19 protein-coding genes and 2 pseudogenes are annotated in these 14,328 nt (G+C 66.7%); 9 read left to right on the top strand and 12 right to left on the bottom strand.

The genetic code is table 11. The features are described from left to right. The first annotated feature begins 136 nt into the window (after positions 1–136). The 3 genes and pseudogenes from ACRDU5_RS07485 to usfY all read left to right on the top strand — a co-directional run bounded on the left by ACRDU5_RS07485 (position 137) and on the right by usfY (position 1,127). The gene (locus ACRDU5_RS07485) at positions 137–484 is read left to right on the top strand and encodes a hypothetical protein (protein ID WP_526613841.1); all 348 of its coding nucleotides are present in this window, start codon (positions 137–139) and stop codon (positions 482–484) included. Further along, positions 382–731, top strand: a pseudogene (locus ACRDU5_RS07480) (hypothetical protein). The gene ACRDU5_RS07485 and the pseudogene ACRDU5_RS07480 overlap by 103 nt, the downstream one beginning before the upstream one ends. A gap of 87 nt (positions 732–818) precedes the next feature. Next, positions 819–1,127: a protein UsfY gene (gene usfY / locus ACRDU5_RS07475; protein ID WP_526613840.1), complete on the top strand. Its 309-nt coding sequence runs from the start codon at positions 819–821 to the stop codon at positions 1,125–1,127. A gap of 63 nt (positions 1,128–1,190) precedes the next feature. Here usfY and mbp1 read toward each other — a convergent pair whose 3' ends face one another. The 4 genes from mbp1 to ACRDU5_RS07455 form a co-directional block, all read right to left on the bottom strand. Next, positions 1,191–1,427, bottom strand: coding sequence for a microaggregate-binding protein 1 (gene mbp1, locus ACRDU5_RS07470; protein ID WP_526613839.1), 237 nt, complete (start codon positions 1,425–1,427; stop codon positions 1,191–1,193). Positions 1,428–1,601: 174 nt separating this feature from the next. Next, positions 1,602–1,826 carry a hypothetical protein gene (locus ACRDU5_RS07465; protein ID WP_526613838.1) on the bottom strand — a complete coding sequence of 75 codons (225 nt, stop codon included), beginning with the start codon at positions 1,824–1,826 and terminating at the stop codon, positions 1,602–1,604. Positions 1,827–1,879: 53 nt separating this feature from the next. Further along, positions 1,880–2,896 (bottom strand): DNA topoisomerase IB, encoded by a 1,017-nt coding sequence (locus ACRDU5_RS07460; protein WP_526613837.1) that lies wholly within the window; start codon positions 2,894–2,896, stop codon positions 1,880–1,882. Positions 2,897–3,008: 112 nt separating this feature from the next. Then, complete coding sequence (locus ACRDU5_RS07455; protein WP_526613836.1) at positions 3,009–3,158, bottom strand: hypothetical protein; 150 nt, start codon at positions 3,156–3,158, stop codon at positions 3,009–3,011. Positions 3,159–3,277: 119 nt separating this feature from the next. Here ACRDU5_RS07455 and ACRDU5_RS07450 point away from each other — a divergent pair, with 119 nt between their 5' ends. Together ACRDU5_RS07450 and ACRDU5_RS07445 are read left to right on the top strand one after the other, a co-directional pair. Further along, positions 3,278–3,712 carry an ATP-binding protein gene (locus tag ACRDU5_RS07450; protein ID WP_526613835.1) on the top strand — a complete coding sequence of 145 codons (435 nt, stop codon included), beginning with the start codon at positions 3,278–3,280 and terminating at the stop codon, positions 3,710–3,712. A gap of 62 nt (positions 3,713–3,774) precedes the next feature. Next, a complete protein-coding gene (locus ACRDU5_RS07445) occupies positions 3,775–4,497 on the top strand; it encodes an RNA polymerase sigma factor SigF (protein WP_526613858.1) in 723 nt (240 codons plus the stop codon). Here ACRDU5_RS07445 and ACRDU5_RS07440 read toward each other — a convergent pair. Next, positions 4,468–4,896, bottom strand: a complete 429-nt coding sequence (locus ACRDU5_RS07440) for an STAS domain-containing protein (RefSeq protein WP_526613834.1) — start codon at positions 4,894–4,896, stop codon at positions 4,468–4,470. The two genes, ACRDU5_RS07445 and ACRDU5_RS07440, sit on opposite strands and share 30 nt — an antisense overlap. 346 nt (positions 4,897–5,242) lie before the next feature. Here ACRDU5_RS07440 and ACRDU5_RS07435 point away from each other — a divergent pair. Both ACRDU5_RS07435 and ACRDU5_RS07430 read left to right on the top strand, forming a co-directional pair. After that, positions 5,243–5,779: pseudogene (locus ACRDU5_RS07435) on the top strand (nucleotidyltransferase family protein); the annotation flags it as partial. A gap of 30 nt (positions 5,780–5,809) precedes the next feature. After that, positions 5,810–6,508 carry an SDR family oxidoreductase gene (locus ACRDU5_RS07430; RefSeq protein WP_526613857.1) on the top strand — a complete coding sequence of 233 codons (699 nt, stop codon included), beginning with the start codon at positions 5,810–5,812 and terminating at the stop codon, positions 6,506–6,508. Between the two features lie 30 nt (positions 6,509–6,538). On the opposite strand, the gene ACRDU5_RS07425 is transcribed toward ACRDU5_RS07430, so the two are convergent. The 6 genes from ACRDU5_RS07425 to ACRDU5_RS07400 form a co-directional block, all read right to left on the bottom strand. Then, positions 6,539–8,335: an acetyl/propionyl/methylcrotonyl-CoA carboxylase subunit alpha gene (locus ACRDU5_RS07425; protein WP_526613833.1), complete on the bottom strand. Its 1,797-nt coding sequence runs from the start codon at positions 8,333–8,335 to the stop codon at positions 6,539–6,541. Positions 8,336–8,455: 120 nt separating this feature from the next. After that, the gene (locus ACRDU5_RS07420; protein WP_526613832.1) at positions 8,456–8,869 is read right to left on the bottom strand and encodes a SufE family protein; all 414 of its coding nucleotides are present in this window, start codon (positions 8,867–8,869) and stop codon (positions 8,456–8,458) included. After that, positions 8,869–9,762 carry a sulfurtransferase gene (locus ACRDU5_RS07415; protein WP_526613831.1) on the bottom strand — a complete coding sequence of 298 codons (894 nt, stop codon included), beginning with the start codon at positions 9,760–9,762 and terminating at the stop codon, positions 8,869–8,871. Before ACRDU5_RS07415 ends, ACRDU5_RS07420 begins: the two co-directional genes overlap by 1 nt. Before the next feature lie 9 nt (positions 9,763–9,771). Beyond that, positions 9,772–10,410 carry a Maf family protein gene (locus ACRDU5_RS07410; RefSeq protein ID WP_526613830.1) on the bottom strand — a complete coding sequence of 213 codons (639 nt, stop codon included), beginning with the start codon at positions 10,408–10,410 and terminating at the stop codon, positions 9,772–9,774. Continuing rightward, positions 10,407–10,625, bottom strand: coding sequence for an acyl-CoA carboxylase epsilon subunit (locus ACRDU5_RS07405; RefSeq protein ID WP_526613829.1), 219 nt, complete (start codon positions 10,623–10,625; stop codon positions 10,407–10,409). Before ACRDU5_RS07405 ends, ACRDU5_RS07410 begins: the two co-directional genes overlap by 4 nt. Continuing rightward, a complete protein-coding gene (locus ACRDU5_RS07400) occupies positions 10,622–12,301 on the bottom strand; it encodes an acyl-CoA carboxylase subunit beta (protein WP_526613828.1) in 1,680 nt (559 codons plus the stop codon). The genes ACRDU5_RS07405 and ACRDU5_RS07400 overlap by 4 nt, the downstream gene beginning before the upstream one ends. A 33-nt stretch (positions 12,302–12,334) precedes the next feature. On the opposite strand from ACRDU5_RS07400, the gene ACRDU5_RS07395 reads away from it, so the two are divergent. Then, complete coding sequence (locus ACRDU5_RS07395; RefSeq protein WP_526613827.1) at positions 12,335–13,150, top strand: biotin--[acetyl-CoA-carboxylase] ligase; 816 nt, start codon at positions 12,335–12,337, stop codon at positions 13,148–13,150. A gap of 10 nt (positions 13,151–13,160) precedes the next feature. Further along, positions 13,161–13,694, top strand: coding sequence for a PH domain-containing protein (locus ACRDU5_RS07390; protein ID WP_526613826.1), 534 nt, complete (start codon positions 13,161–13,163; stop codon positions 13,692–13,694). On the opposite strand, the gene ACRDU5_RS07385 is transcribed toward ACRDU5_RS07390, so the two are convergent. Continuing rightward, positions 13,631–14,293 carry a GtrA family protein gene (locus ACRDU5_RS07385; protein ID WP_526613825.1) on the bottom strand — a complete coding sequence of 221 codons (663 nt, stop codon included), beginning with the start codon at positions 14,291–14,293 and terminating at the stop codon, positions 13,631–13,633. The genes ACRDU5_RS07390 and ACRDU5_RS07385 overlap by 64 nt on opposite strands. Between the last annotated feature and the right edge of the window lie 35 nt (positions 14,294–14,328).

Genomic DNA, 14,328 nt, shown 5'->3' with positions numbered 1-14,328 from the left:
GCGAATGGGCACGGCGTGTCGTCGCAATCTCTAACGGCTGGTTCGTCAGGTTTATCCCCGCCCGACCAGGGGAATCCTCCCGACGCCGATCAGTCGAGAACACCGGTAGGTAGCCGTGTATCGCAACATCAATGACTTGCGCCATGATGACGTGGCCGTGCGCGACGCCGTCCGCTACAGCGTCGGCGTGGCGGTGGCTGCCGTCGCGTTTCTCGTTATCGCGGCCGTGTGGGTCAGTACCTGCAGCGGAGCGACGGCCGACACCGCGGCCTGCGGGACACCGCAACGCACCCTGCTAGCCATCGCCGCCCCGATCATCCTGCTGCTTGGCGGATTACGAGCCTTTGTCCGGACCTATCAGGTTTGGCGTCAGCACGGGACATGGTGGCCGTGGCAGGGCGCCGGCTGGTTCCTGATGATCGCCATGCTGCTGGTGCTGACGATGAGCCTGCCCGCGATCGCCGGCCCGGGGCTGGGCGGCTGAGCATGCCGGACAACTTCGACTACACGATCCGGCCCGGCGTCGAAGCCGATATGGGCGACGGCGACGAATGGCCGAAGATCAGGCAGCGGATCCTTGCCGCCGGAACGGCGAAGCGATGCAGACCACCGACGACAAGGACCTCGACGAGGTGCCCGACCCGGTGGCGAAGGCCACCGCCGCAGCAGCACGTAATGCGGTGCACCTGGCCAGCGTGCTGAGAGCCCAGCAATATTCGTCCTACCAGTGATGTTCGTTTCCCCGACAACGGCATCGGGTAGTTCTACCGTTGAATCAGCCCATGTAACGCGGGCGCAGGTGGGCGAGAGGAGCAGCGATGAAGAGCCCTAAGGATCCCGTCGACCATGCTCGGACGACGCGGCCGCACGCCGGTGAGTCGATGACGGACACCAAGAACATGCCGGCATTGATTCTGATCGGTCTGGCGCTGGTGTCGTTCGTCGGAGCGCTGGCCGCCTTCGCGACAAAGCATCACGACACCGGATTGGTGCTCGTCACGCTTGCCGGAGCCGGTTTTGTCATCGGTCTGGTGTGGCTTGCCGTTGAGCACCGGCGGGTGCGCAATATCGAAGAGCGTTGGTACGCCGAACATCCCGAGGCACACCGCCAGCGGCCGAGCAGTTAGCGATAGCACGAAAAATCCCAGCCGGTTTTCCCGGCTGGGATTCTTCCGCGTGGACGTTAGGTCTTACTGGTTGGACTCTTGGCGCTTCTCGGCGGCCGTGGCACCACCGCGGGCCGCTTCGGCCTCGGCTTCCTTCTTGGCGGCGTCACGCTGGGCATCACCCTTATCCTGCTGGGCCTTGCCCTCGCGGACCATGTCATCACGCCCGGTCACGGTGCCGACGGCTTCCTTCGCCTTGCCCTTGACGCCTTCGACGACGCCCTTGACGGCTTCTTCAGGACCACTGTTCTTCTCGGTCATGCTTACCTTTCTGCCACCGGGGCAGTATGGAAATTGCCCACTTCTTGAGCGTTGGGGCACGTGGGTATTTCCCCACGCAGTAGTGGGGTTCCCGGATGCCCGCGACGCTAAACACCAGGCGTCAGTCAGCCTGGGAGCGTCTCGCCGTCGGGCTCGGTCATCAGTGAAAGCCGCTCAGCCTCGGTCGAATTCGTCGAGTTCCGGGTCCGTCACCGGGACCGCTTCGCGTTGTTCCTGCCAGTCCGGCGAGGATACCTCCAGCGGTGGCTCGCCCTCGTCCGCCTCGAGTGCTTCCTCATCGTCGAGAGGCCGGTCGACCGCAGGCAGCTGCTGCTCGATCGCGTCGGCGACGGGCACCTCGGCAGGAAATTCGTCGGGAACGTCCGCACTGCTGCTCATGGCGGCCGGATACCCGGTGGACTCATCGCGAAAACGCCTGGCGCTCGCGGCTTCTAGCTCCGGGCCACTTTGCGGATCATCCGCGCGGTGCTGTTCTCCAGGATGGCCTGGCGGTCGCTCGGTTTCTTGGTGCGGTCGGCGCGCCGCACTCCGGCCGCGATGGTGACACCGTCTTGGTAGGCCTGGACAATCCGCGGATCGACGTATGAGCCCCGTGCCACCGCAGGAGTGTTGCCGAGTTCCTCGGCCACTTCCTTCATTACCGCGGATTCCACCCGCTTGATCACTGTCTTGTTCACCGGCGGGTCGGCGTCGACGAAGGCCGCGGCCGCCAGTACGGTACCGTGCCACGTGCGCAGGTCCTTGACGGTGTACTCCTCGCCGATGAGCTCCTTGAACCGGGTGTTGAGATCTTCGGCGTGGATGTCGTCCCAGCCCGGCGATTTCCGGCACACCAGCAGCCGGTCGGTGCGATCGGGCCGGCGCAGCAGTGCCCGTACCGACCGCACCACCTCCGGATCGTCGATCAACAGGGTGCGACGCACACCGCTCTTGGCGGGATAGTCGAACTCGACAGCTTGCCGCTGCAGTGTCACGTGTTCGCAAAGCAAGGTCGCGATCCCGAACGAGTTGTTCTCCTCGGCGTACTGCTCACCGCCGGCCCGGAAGTAGCCGAGGTCCAGAAGATGCAGGGCCAAGGCGAGAACTCGATCGCGTTGCAGCCCGCGTCGGCGAAGGTCCGCCGCAATGCGCCGCCGGAAATCGGGCAGCGCGGCCGACATCTCGAGCACCCGGTCGAACTTCTCCTCGCCGCGCTCCTCATGCCATTTCTCGTGGTACAGGTACTGGCGACGGCCGGCGGCGTCGGTTCCGACGGCCTGGATGTGCCCGTTGGGATGGGGGCAGATCCAGACTTTCTTCCAGGCGGGCGGGATGACCAGGTCCCGGATGCGCGTCAGGGTGACCTCGTCGGTGATCACTTCGCCGGCCGGGCCGTGATAGGAGAAACCGCGCCCGCGCCCCGCTCGGTGCAGCCCGGGCCCGCCAACTATGCTGCGGCGCAGTCGCATGTCGGCCTGCCGCGGGATTTCGGCACAAGGTGTTTGGCAGGTGTCCACTGCGGGGTATCAGACCTACACCATGCTGACGACGGGGGCTGCAGGGACGGTGGCGTCATCGACGTCACTGCATCATGGGTGCCAGGATGATGAACGCGACGGCGTAGATGGCGACCGCGGCCAGGATCAACGCGGCGAGCACGATGCCCGTCGTCACCAGGATCCGGCGCAGCGTACGCGTTTCGGTGTCGTCCGTCGGCTGAATGTCGTTCATGACGGTGTATTACCCGGCCGTCGACTCCGCCACACGTGTTCGTCGACCATGTCCGGAGCGGCGATGGTTAGCTGGCGAACCAACTGGAGTAGTCTCGGTCCGATATGCCGGGAGGTCACATGACCGAAGTCGAGAACACGCGAAACGGGCAGCAACGCAGCTCCCGTTCGATTGAACTCCGGGTGCCGGCCGAGCTGGAAAACCTCGCGGTGTTGCGGACGGTGGTGGCAGCGATCGGCACCTTTGAGGATCTCGACTTCGATGCCGTCGCTGACCTGCGACTCGCGGTGGACGAGGCATGCACACGGCTGATCCGCTCCGCGGTGCCGGACTCCACGCTGGTGCTGGTGGTTCATTCCGGGCAGCGGGAGGTGGTCGTCGAGGCGTCGACCACCTGCAGGACCCATGACATTCTCACGCCCGGCAGCTTCAGCTGGCATGTCCTGAGTTCGCTGACCGACGAGGTGAAGACGTTCCAGGATGGCCAGGGTCCCGAAGAAGGGCAGGTGTTCGGGATCTCGATGACGACGAGACGGGCGAGTTCGCTCAGGTGAGTCCGCAGTCTTCGCGGGGTTCGTCATCACGGCCGAACTCTGAGTACGCGGATGTCGCCGATATGTTCCGCGAGTTGCGCGACGTGCCCGAAGACTCCGCGCAGTTCAGCCGCCAGCGCGATCGCATCGTCGAGCGGTGCCTGCCGCTGGCCGACCACATCGCACGCCGGTTCGACGGCCGCGGGGAGCCTCGCGACGACCTGGTGCAGGTCGCCCGGGTGGGCCTGGTCAACGCCGTGATCCGGTTCGACGTCGAGGCCGGGTCGGACTTCGTATCGTTCGCGGTGCCGACCATCATGGGCGAGGTCCGGCGGCACTTCCGCGACAACAGCTGGTCGGTCAAGGTGCCACGCCGCCTCAAGGAACTGCATCTGCGCCTCGGCGCCGCGACGGCGGACCTGTCTCAGCGGCTGGGGCGCGCGCCCACCGCTTCGGAGCTCGCGGCCGAACTGGACATGGACCGCGGCGAGGTCATCGAGGGCCTGGTCGCCGGTAGCTCGTACAACACGCTGTCCATCGACAGTGGCGGCGGCGGCACCGACGACGCACCGGCGATCGCCGACACACTGGGCGACGTGGATACCAGCCTCGATCAGATCGAGAACCGGGAATCGTTGCGGCCCTTGCTCGCTGCCCTGCCGGAGCGGGAGCGAACCGTGCTGCTGCTCAGGTTCTTCGAATCGCTGACTCAAACGCAAATAGCCGAGCGCGTGGGCATCTCACAGATGCACGTGTCTCGGCTACTCGCGAAATCCCTAGCGCGCCTGCGAGACCAACTGCAGTAGCCGGCGCGGTTCACCCTCGACCAGGGACAGGGCGGCCTGCACCGTGCTGGCGATCGGCAAGGCGGAATCCGGATCGCAGATCCGCAGCAGCCGACTGACGCCACTGCTGGGCACTAGCGCCCAGTCGACGTCGGCGCCCGCACAGCGCACGTTGAGCGTGTGCAACGCGGAAAAGCCTGCGGTACCGAAGAAATCGACTCTCGAGAGGTCGAGAACCAGTCGATCGGTGTGTTCGGCGTGCCGCAGCGCATAGTCCACGAATTCGTTCGCGTTCGATGCGTCCAGATCGCCGTGGATGGTGATCACCGCGACCGATGGATGCAGCCAACGGCTCGCGAAATACGCGGCATGGCTTTCGGTGCGGTCGATCGGACTAGATGTAGGAATGGGAACAGACATGGTTTTGTGACTCCATCAGTCGGAATACGCGATTTCGTACTGTGGTTCACGTCAATTGTTCTAGGCCCTGCGTCTCAAAGCCCTCGCTGCAGGGAGTTCGTAACCCTGCACGTCGATGACGTTTCCTGCTTGGCTGTGAACTCAACCTGGTTTGAACCATACGCCCAATGGTTCGGCTTCTTCAATCGCTGTAAGAGGTTTTTAATAAACCCAGCTCAGCGGGCGCGTTGGTTGGATAACCCAACTTAGAATTGACGTTGGCGTAAAAGGCTATCGAAATCGCTTCGCGGACAGTCGGATTCGACAACCTAGGACGACGACAGCCGGCCGGGTTCACACTATTGCCATGCAGACGCAGGTTGCCGGGGTGGTGCTCGCCGCCGGTGCGGGCAATCGGTACGGCATGCCGAAGGTGCGGGCAGGCGAGGGCCGATGGCTTCGCGCCGCGGTTGCCGCCCTAGATGGCGGCGGATGCACCGAAGTGGTCGTGGTGTTGGGCGCGGCGATCGTCGACGTCCCGGCACCGGCGCGCGCCGTGGTCGCCCGGGACTGGGCGGACGGCCTCAGCGCATCGCTGCGCGCGGGCATCTCGGCGATCGAACCGGGCCCCGCCGACGATGCCGTGCTGATCACCGTGGACACTCCCGACATCACCGCCGCGGTGGTGCGTCGTGTGCTGGCGGCGGCGCGCACCTCGCCGTCGGGCCTGGCGCGGGCCGGCTACGGTCAGCGGCCCGGACATCCCGTGGTGGTCGCCCGTCGGCACTGGCCGGAGCTCGTCGAGGGGTCGGCGGGAGACGAGGGCGGGCGGGAGTTCCTACGGGGACGCTCCGATGTGGCCTGGGTGGATTGCGCCGATCTCGCGACGGGCGCCGATATCGATGTCAACCCCGCCAATGGTAGGCATGACAGCATGAGGATCACAGTTGTCGGGGCCAGTGGGCTCATCGGAACCAAGGTCACCGAATTGCTCACCTCGGAGGGCCACGACGTGGTGGGCGCCTCCCGCAATTCGGGCGCCGACGTACTGACCGGCGAAGGCCTGGGCGACGCGCTCGCCGGCGCGGACGTGCTGATCGATGTGGTCAATTCGCCGTCGTTCGAGGACGACCCGGTGATGGAGTTCTTCACCAAGTCGACCACCAATCTGGTGACCTTCGCCAAGAGCGCCGGCGTCGGTCACTACGTCGCGCTGTCCATCGTGGGTGTGGACGGATTGCCGGACAGCGGGTACATGCGGGCCAAAATCGCTCAGGAGAAGCTGATCACCGAGTCGGGTCTGCCGTACACGATCGTGCGCGCCACGCAATTCGCCGAGTTCGCCGATGCGATCACCGAGTCCATGATCGTCGGAGACGAGGTGCATGTTCCCGATGCGTTGATCCAGCCGATCGCCGCCGACCAGGTGGCCTCCGAGGTCGCACGCGCCGCCGTCGCCGAGCCGCTCAACAACTTCGTGAATATCGGTGGGCCGGACAAGATCTCATTCGAACAGATGGCCCGCGACGCCCTGGCGCGCAAGGGCGACGACGCAACGACCGTCGTCGTCGACCCGGAGGTAGGCTACTTCGGCACGGCGCTGGCAAAGCGCAGCCTGGTGACGCCCGACTGAAGTTTTTTCGCTCCTCGCGTGCGCGGCCGGCTACTTGATCTCGGCGAGCACCGTGCCCTGGGTGATGGCCGCACCCGTCTCCACCGCCAGCCCGGTGATGGTGCCCTCCTTGTGGGCGGTGACCGGGTTCTCCATCTTCATCGCCTCGAGGACCACCACCAGGTCGCCGGCGGCCACCTGCTGACCCTCTTCGACGGCGACCTTGACCACGGTGCCCTGCATCGGCGCCGTCACCGCGTCACCGGAGGCGGCGGACCCGCCGTGCCCGCCGCGCTTGCGCGCCTTGGGCTTCTTGCGAACGACGCCGGCGGCCGCCACGGCCGCACCGTTGCCGAGGGCAAGATCGCCCGGCAGCGACACCTCGAGGCGGCGACCGCCGACCTCGACCACCACCGTCTGCCGCGGGATGGTGTCCTCTTCTTCGATCGGGTCGCCGCCGGTGAACGGCTCGATGGTGTTGTCCCACTCGGTTTCGATCCAGCGGGTGTGCACCGAGAATCCGTTGTCGTCGCCGATGAACGCCGGGTCGGACACCACCGCGCGGTGGAATGGGATGACGGTGGCCAGGCCCTCGACGGTGAATTCGTCGAGCGCGCGCCGGGACCGCTCGAGCGCCTCTTCGCGGGTCGCGCCGGTAACGATCAGCTTGGCCAGCATCGAGTCAAACTGGCCGCCGATCACCGAGCCGGTCTGCACGCCCGAGTCCAGCCGCACGCCGGGTCCTGCCGGCGGATCGAATTTGGTCACCGGGCCGGGTGCGGGCAGGAATCCGCGGCCGGCGTCCTCACCGTTGATGCGGAACTCGATCGAGTGGCCCCGCGGGGTCGGGTCCTCGGTGATGTCAAGAGCGTCGCCGTTGGCGATGCGGAACTGCTGGCGCACCAGGTCGATGCCGGAGGTCTCCTCGGTGACCGGGTGCTCGACCTGCAGGCGGGTGTTGACCTCGAGGAACGAGATCAGCCCGTCCTGGGCGACCAGGTACTCGACGGTGCCCGCACCGTAGTAGTGGGCCTCCTTGCAGATGCGCTTGGCCGACTCGTGGATCTCCTTGCGCTGGGCGTCGGTGAGGAACGGCGCGGGCGCCTCCTCGACGAGTTTCTGGAACCGGCGCTGCAGCGAGCAGTCGCGGGTGCCCGCGACCACCACATTGCCGTGCTGGTCGGCGATGACCTGGGCCTCGACGTGGCGTGGCTTGTCCAGATAGCGCTCGACGAAGCACTCGCCACGGCCGAACGCGGCGACCGCCTCGCGGGTGGCCGAGTCGAACATCTCGGGGATCTCCTCGATGGTGCGGGCCACCTTCATGCCGCGCCCGCCGCCGCCGAACGCCGCCTTGATCGCGATCGGCACGCCGTATTCCTTGGCGAAGGCGACGACCTCGTCGGCGTCCTTCACCGGATCCGAGGTGCCGGGTACCAGTGGAGCCTGGGCGCGGGCGGCGATGTGGCGGGCGGTGACCTTGTCGCCGAGGTCACGGATCGACTGCGGGCTGGGGCCGATCCAGATCAGGCCCGCGTCGATGACTGCCTGAGCGAAATCGGCGTTCTCGGAAAGGAATCCGTAGCCAGGATGGATGGCATTGGCACCGGACTTCTCCGCCGCGTCGAGCAGCTTGCCGAAGTCGAGATAGGACTCCGCGGAGGTCTGGCCACCGAGTGCGAATGCCTCATCGGCCAGCCGCACGTGTGGTGCGTCGGCGTCCGGTTCGGCGTACACCGCCACGCTCGGGATCCCGGCGTCCTTGGCCGCACGGATCACCCGGACCGCGATCTCCGCGCGATTGGCGACCAGCACCTTGGAGATGCGTGAGCTCGCGTGACTGGGCACTGCGCCTCCCTAACGGCATATGTCTAAGAAACGTCTTTAAGAATGTATCCCGCGCAGTTTAAGCGCCCAAGCTGTGCCGACGCTCATTGACCCCGGGTGGCGATCGTCACTAGCGAACCGCTAGCGCAGGTGGCGCTTGACCCGGGCCAGGATGGCCGCCATGCCGCGCAGCCGCAGCGGGCTGATCAGGGCGGCCAGGCCGAGGTCAGAGTAGAAGTCGTTGGGCACCGCGAGGATGTCATCGGCCGGCTGTTCATCCAGGCCGGCGGCCAGGATGGACGCGAATCCCCGCGTCGTCGGCGACTCGGCGGGCGCGCTGAAGAACAGCCGCACTCGGTCCCGGTCGTCGGCGTCGACGTGCAGGAACAACGGCGTCTGGCATTCCGGCACCGGTTCCATCGCCGCCTGCTCGAGGCCGCTGGGCAGCGGCGGCAGCTCGTCGGCGAATTCCAGCAGCAGCCGCAGCTTGTCCTGGCCTTCCACCCCCTGGAAGTCGGACACCACTTCCGCCAGCGGGGCGGGCATGCCGGTCATCAGGAACCCGGTGCCCCACCCGGTTCGTCACCAACGGCGACCGGCACCCGCACGGCGTTACCCCATTCGGTCCACGAGCCGTCATAATTGCGCACCCCGGGCAGTCCCAGCAGGTGGGTCAGCACGAACCAGGTGTGGCTGGACCGCTCGCCGATGCGGCAGTAGACGACCGTCTTGTCGTCGGGGCTCAGGAACCCGTACAGCTCGGCGAGTTCCTCGCGGCTGCGGAACCGACCGCTGTCCTGGGCGGCCTTCGCCCACGGGATCGAGCGGGCGGTGGGGATGTGGCCGCCGCGCAACGCGCCCTCTTCCGGGTAGTCCGGCATGTGGGTGCGCTCGCCGGTGTACTCCTGCGGCGAGCGGACGTCGATCAGCGGCTCGGAGCCGAGTATTCCCAGCACCTCTTCCTTGAACGCTCTGATCGGCGCGTCGTCGCGCTCGACGACCGGATATCCGCTGGTCTGCTTGGCGGGCACGTCGAGCGTGGTGTCGCGGCCCGTCGAGATCCACAGGTCACGCCCGCCGTCGAGCAGCCGGACGTCGGGGTGACCGAAGAGAGTGAACACCCACAGCGCGTAGGCCGCCCACCAGTTGCTCTTGTCCCCGTAGATCACCACGGTGTCGTCGCGGGCGATGCCCTTGCGGTCCATCAGCTCGGCGAACTGCTCACCGTTGATGTAGTCGCGGACGTGCGGGTCGTTGAGATCGGTGTGCCAGTCGATCTTCACCGCGCCCGGGATGTGCCCGGTGTCGTAGAGCAGCACATCCTCGTCGGACTCGACGACGGCCAGACCGGGCCGGCCGAGGTTGCTCGACAGCCAGTCGGCGGTGACCAGCCGTTCGGGATGCGCGTAGGCGGTCAGGGCGGGATCAGGGTCTGCAGGCAGCGGCACAACACCAGCCTACAGCGGATTGTCGGCCCAAAGTTCGGCGATGGACAGGCCCGCGCGGGCAAGCAACCCGCGTGTCGTCGGCAGCCCGAGCCCCACCACATTCGACGGGTCGCCCTCGATCCCGTCGATGAACCACCCGCCCAGGCCGTCGATGGTGAAACCGCCCGCGACGTTCAATGACTCCCCGCTAGCCAGGTATGCGGTCAGGTCGGCCTCCGAGGGTGTTCCGAAATGAATTGTGGTGCAGGCAGATTCGACATCAGTGTGGGCGACAGCCGCGTCCTCCAGGCGAACGATGCAGTGCCCGGTGTACAGCAGGCCCGACCGGCCGCTCATCGCCTCCCATTGGCGCCGCGCGGCGGCGACGGAATCCGGCTTACCACGCAGCCGGCCGTCGATGTACAGCATCGAATCACAGCCGATGACAACGCAATCGGTGGCCAGCTGGGCATCAAGGCTGTCGGCAACCTGTTCGGCCTTGGCGCGCGCGAGCGCGTTGGCGACGTCGCCCGGTTGCGCATCGCGGCCCTGGGCGGCGATGACGGCGTCCTCGTCGACACCCGAAACGACGACCACGGGATCGATTCCGGCTTGGCGCAACACCGTGCGACGGCCCGGCGAGGCGGACGCCAGCACCACGCGTGTCATCGCCGCATGTACGTCCGTTCCAGCAGCGTTACCCGCTGCCAACTGAAGCTCTCGTAGCGCAACTTGTCGACGGGGTGGCCCCACATGTTGCGCGGCTGCGGCTCCGGCTCGCCTTGGCCGCCGGCGGCCGCCGCCAGCACACCCATCAGGGCGGCCAGCTCCTCCTCGGTCGGCTCGCCCTTGAGCACCTTGAAGTGGCGCTCTTCGCCGCTCACAGTGGAATGTTCCCGTGCTTCTTGGGCGGCGTCTGGGTGATCTTGCGTTCCAGCAGCCGCAGTGCGGTGGCCACATAACCGCGGGTGTGCGACGGCGGGATGACCGCGTCGACGTACCCGCGCTCGGCGGCGATGTACGGGTTCACCAGGGTGTCCTCGTAGTCCTGCTGCAGCTCCAGGCGCAGCGCGTCCACGTCCTTGCCCTCCTGGGCGGCCGCCTTGAGCTGCTGGCGGTACACGAAGCCGACGGCGCCGGATGCGCCCATGACGGCGATCTGCGCGGTCGGCCACGCCACGTTGACGTCGGCGCCCATCTCCTTGGAGCCCATCACGCAGTACGCACCGCCGTAGGCCTTACGGGTGATCACGGTGATCTTGGCAACGGTGGCTTCACCGTAGGCATAAAGCAGCTTGGCGCCGCGCCGGATGATGCCGTTGTACTCCTGGTCGGTACCCGGCAGGAAGCCGGGCACGTCGACCAGCATGACGATCGGGATGTTGAAGCAGTCGCAGGTCCGCACGAACCGGGCGGCCTTCTCGGAGGCGTTGATGTCCAGGCAGCCGGCGAACTGGGTGGGCTGGTTGGCGACGATGCCGACCGGACGGCCGTCGACGCGGCCGAAGCCGACGATGATGTTCAACGCGTAGCCGGCCTGCACCTCGAGGAACTCGTCGTCATCGAGGATCCGGGTGATGACCTCGTGCATGTCGTAGGGCTGGTTCGGCGAGTCCGGGATCAGCGTGTCCAGCTCCAGGTCCTCGTCGGTGAGGTTGTCCTCAATGGCCCCTTCCGGCAGCTCCGACGGATACCGCGGCGGATCGGCGTAGTTGTTGCTCGGCAGATAGCTCATCAGGTCGCGCACGTAGTCGAAGGCATCTTGCTCGCCCGATGCGACATAGTGCGCCAGGCCCGACTTGGCCATGTGGGTGTGCGCGCCGCCGAGCTCCTCCATCGTCACCTCCTCGCCGGTGACCGTCTTGATGACGTCCGGCCCGGTGATGAACATCTGGCTGGTCTGGTCGACCATGACGACGAAATCGGTCAGCGCGGGGGAGTAGACGTGGCCGCCCGCGGCGGCGCCCATGATCAGCGAGATCTGCGGGATGACGCCGGAGGCCCGGATGTTGTTGTGAAAGATATTGCTGTACAGGCCCAGCGAGACGACACCCTCCTGGATGCGCGCACCCGCGCCGTCGTTGATCCCGATGAGCGGGCGGCCGGTCTTGATGGCCAGCTCTTGCACCTTGACGATCTTCTCGCCGTAGACCTCGCCGAGGCTGCCGCCGAACACCGTCGCGTCCTGGCTGAAGATGCACACGTCGCGGCCTTCGATGGTGCCGTAGCCGGTGACCACGCCGTCGCCCAGCGGCCGGTTGTCCTGTAGCCCGAAGTTGGTGCTGCGGTGCTTGGCCAGCGCGTCCAGCTCGACGAACGAGTCGTCGTCGAGCAGTGCCAGGATGCGCTCGCGGGCCGTCAGCTTGCCCTTCGCGTGCACCTTCTCGACGGCCTTCTCACCGACCGGGTGGTGCGTCTCCTCGTTCCGCCTGCGCAGGTCCGCGAGCTTGCCGGCGGTGGTGTGGATGTCCATCTCGTGTTCGGCGGCGGGCTCGGCTGCGTGTTCGGCCGAATCTGTTTTGCTCCGCGCGTCCGCGGAGTCCTTGGTGCTGCTCGTCATGGGGCTTGATGCTATCGACATAGGCTCATCGGTGTGAAAAGCGCCCAACCCCAGCCCCTCGACGTCGACCGGCTGCGCCGCGCGCTGGTCGGGCCGGGCGGGCCCTGGCGGTGCCTCGATGTCGTCGAGGTGACCGGCTCCACCAACGCCGACCTGCTGGCGCGTGCCGCCGCGGGGGAGGACATCGACGGCGCGGTGCTGCTCGCCGAGTCCCAGACCGCGGGCCGTGGCCGGCACGGCCGAAGCTGGTCGACGCCGCCACGCTCGCAGATCGCGCTGTCGGTAGGGGTGGGCGTCGGCGCGATGCCCAACGAGGCGTGGGGCTGGCTGCCGCTGCTCGCCGGGGTTGCGGTGGTGGACGCGCTCGGCGAGATCACCGGTGTGACCGCCGGCCTGAAATGGCCCAACGACGTCTTTGCGGGCACCGGGAAGCTGGCGGGCATCCTTGCCGAGGTCGCCGCGCCCGAACCGGTGGTGGTGGTCGGCCTCGGGCTGAATGTGACCATGACCGCCGAGGAGGCGCCGGATCCGGTCGCCACCTCGCTGTCGATGCTCGCGCCCGACACCACTGACCGAACCGTGCTGGCCGAAGCGGTGCTTCGGCAGTTGGCGAGGAGAATCGGCAGCTGGCGGACCGCGGCGGGCGCCGATGCGACGCTGGCCGCGGATTACCGCTCGCACAGCGTGACGATCGGTAACCGGGTGCGGGCCAGCCTGCCCGGGGACCGCGCCGTGGAGGGTGTCGCCGCCGACGTCGATGAACTGGGCCGACTGCGCATTGACACCGGCGCCGAGGCATTGACGGTGTCCGCGGGCGATATCACGCATTTGCGGTCGGTCAACCCATAGGGTTCCAATCGTGGGTTACCCGGACAACGTGCTCGCCGCGGACGAGCAGGTGGTGCTGCACCGCCACCCGCACTGGAAGCGGCTCATCGGGCCGGTGCTGGTGCTGATGCTCAGCACCGCCGCGGCGGCGTTCCTGGCCGCGCTCGTCGACAAGCAGAACTGGGGTACCGCCAAGACGGTCGTGCAGCTGGTCATCCTGGTGGTTTGGCTGTTGCTGGTCGGCTGGCTAACCGTGTGGCCGTTCCTCAACTGGCTGACGACGCACTTCGTCATCACCGACCGTCGGGTGATGTTCCGGCACGGGCTGCTGACCCGGCAGGGCATCGACATCCCGCTGGCGCGGATCAACAGTGTGGAGTTCCGGCACGGGCTGATCGACCGGATGCTGCGCACCGGCACGCTGATCATCGAGTCGGCGTCACAAGACCCGCTGGAGTTCGACGCAATCCCGCAAGTGGAGCGAGTCCACTCGCTGCTGTATCACGAAGTCTTCGACACCCTCGGCGGCGAGGAATCCGACAGCCGCTCTTCGGGCAGGCGCTGACGACGCCGGGGCCGCCGCAGCGGGGTGACGTTGGTCGCCTCGTGCGCGTCCTCCATCGCCTCCGCGATGCCGCCGGCGGTGAAGGTGGACTCCAGCGACGTGTCCGGGTGGCGGCCGAACTCGTCGGGGAACACCCAGCGCCGGAACGCCCAGAACCGGAACCCCATCTGCAGCAGGTTGCCGATGATGTACGCGGAGATGAAGTCGGCGATGTTCTCGACGGTCAGCGACACCTCGGGCACCCGAAGCTGGAATACATAGCTCGAGACCCACAGCGGTGCCATCGAAAGCAGCACGCCCACGCCGCTGAACCCGAAGAACAGCAGGGCCTCGTGATGACGTTCGCGACCGCCCCGATCACGGAAGCTCCACTCCCGATTGAGGATGTAGGACGCGATCACCGCGACGATGCCCGAGATGATCTTCGCGGTAACCGGCTTGGGCTCCAGCACCGTCAGCTTGAGCGTGAAGAAGATCAGTGAGTCGATGAAGAAAGTCGTCGCGCCGACGATCGCAAACTTGATGAGTTCGTGATGCTCTTCGGCGTATGGCCGGATCGGCCGTGGCAGCCGCGCGATCGTGGCATCGGTGAAGGACACAACAGCGCAGTGTACGGAAAGAAGACAAGGCACGC

The organism is Mycobacterium sp., from assembly GCF_050701515.1.
In the GTDB taxonomy this organism is placed as follows: domain Bacteria; phylum Actinomycetota; class Actinomycetes; order Mycobacteriales; family Mycobacteriaceae; genus Mycobacterium.
This window is presented reverse-complemented; position numbering and strand designations above follow the sequence as displayed.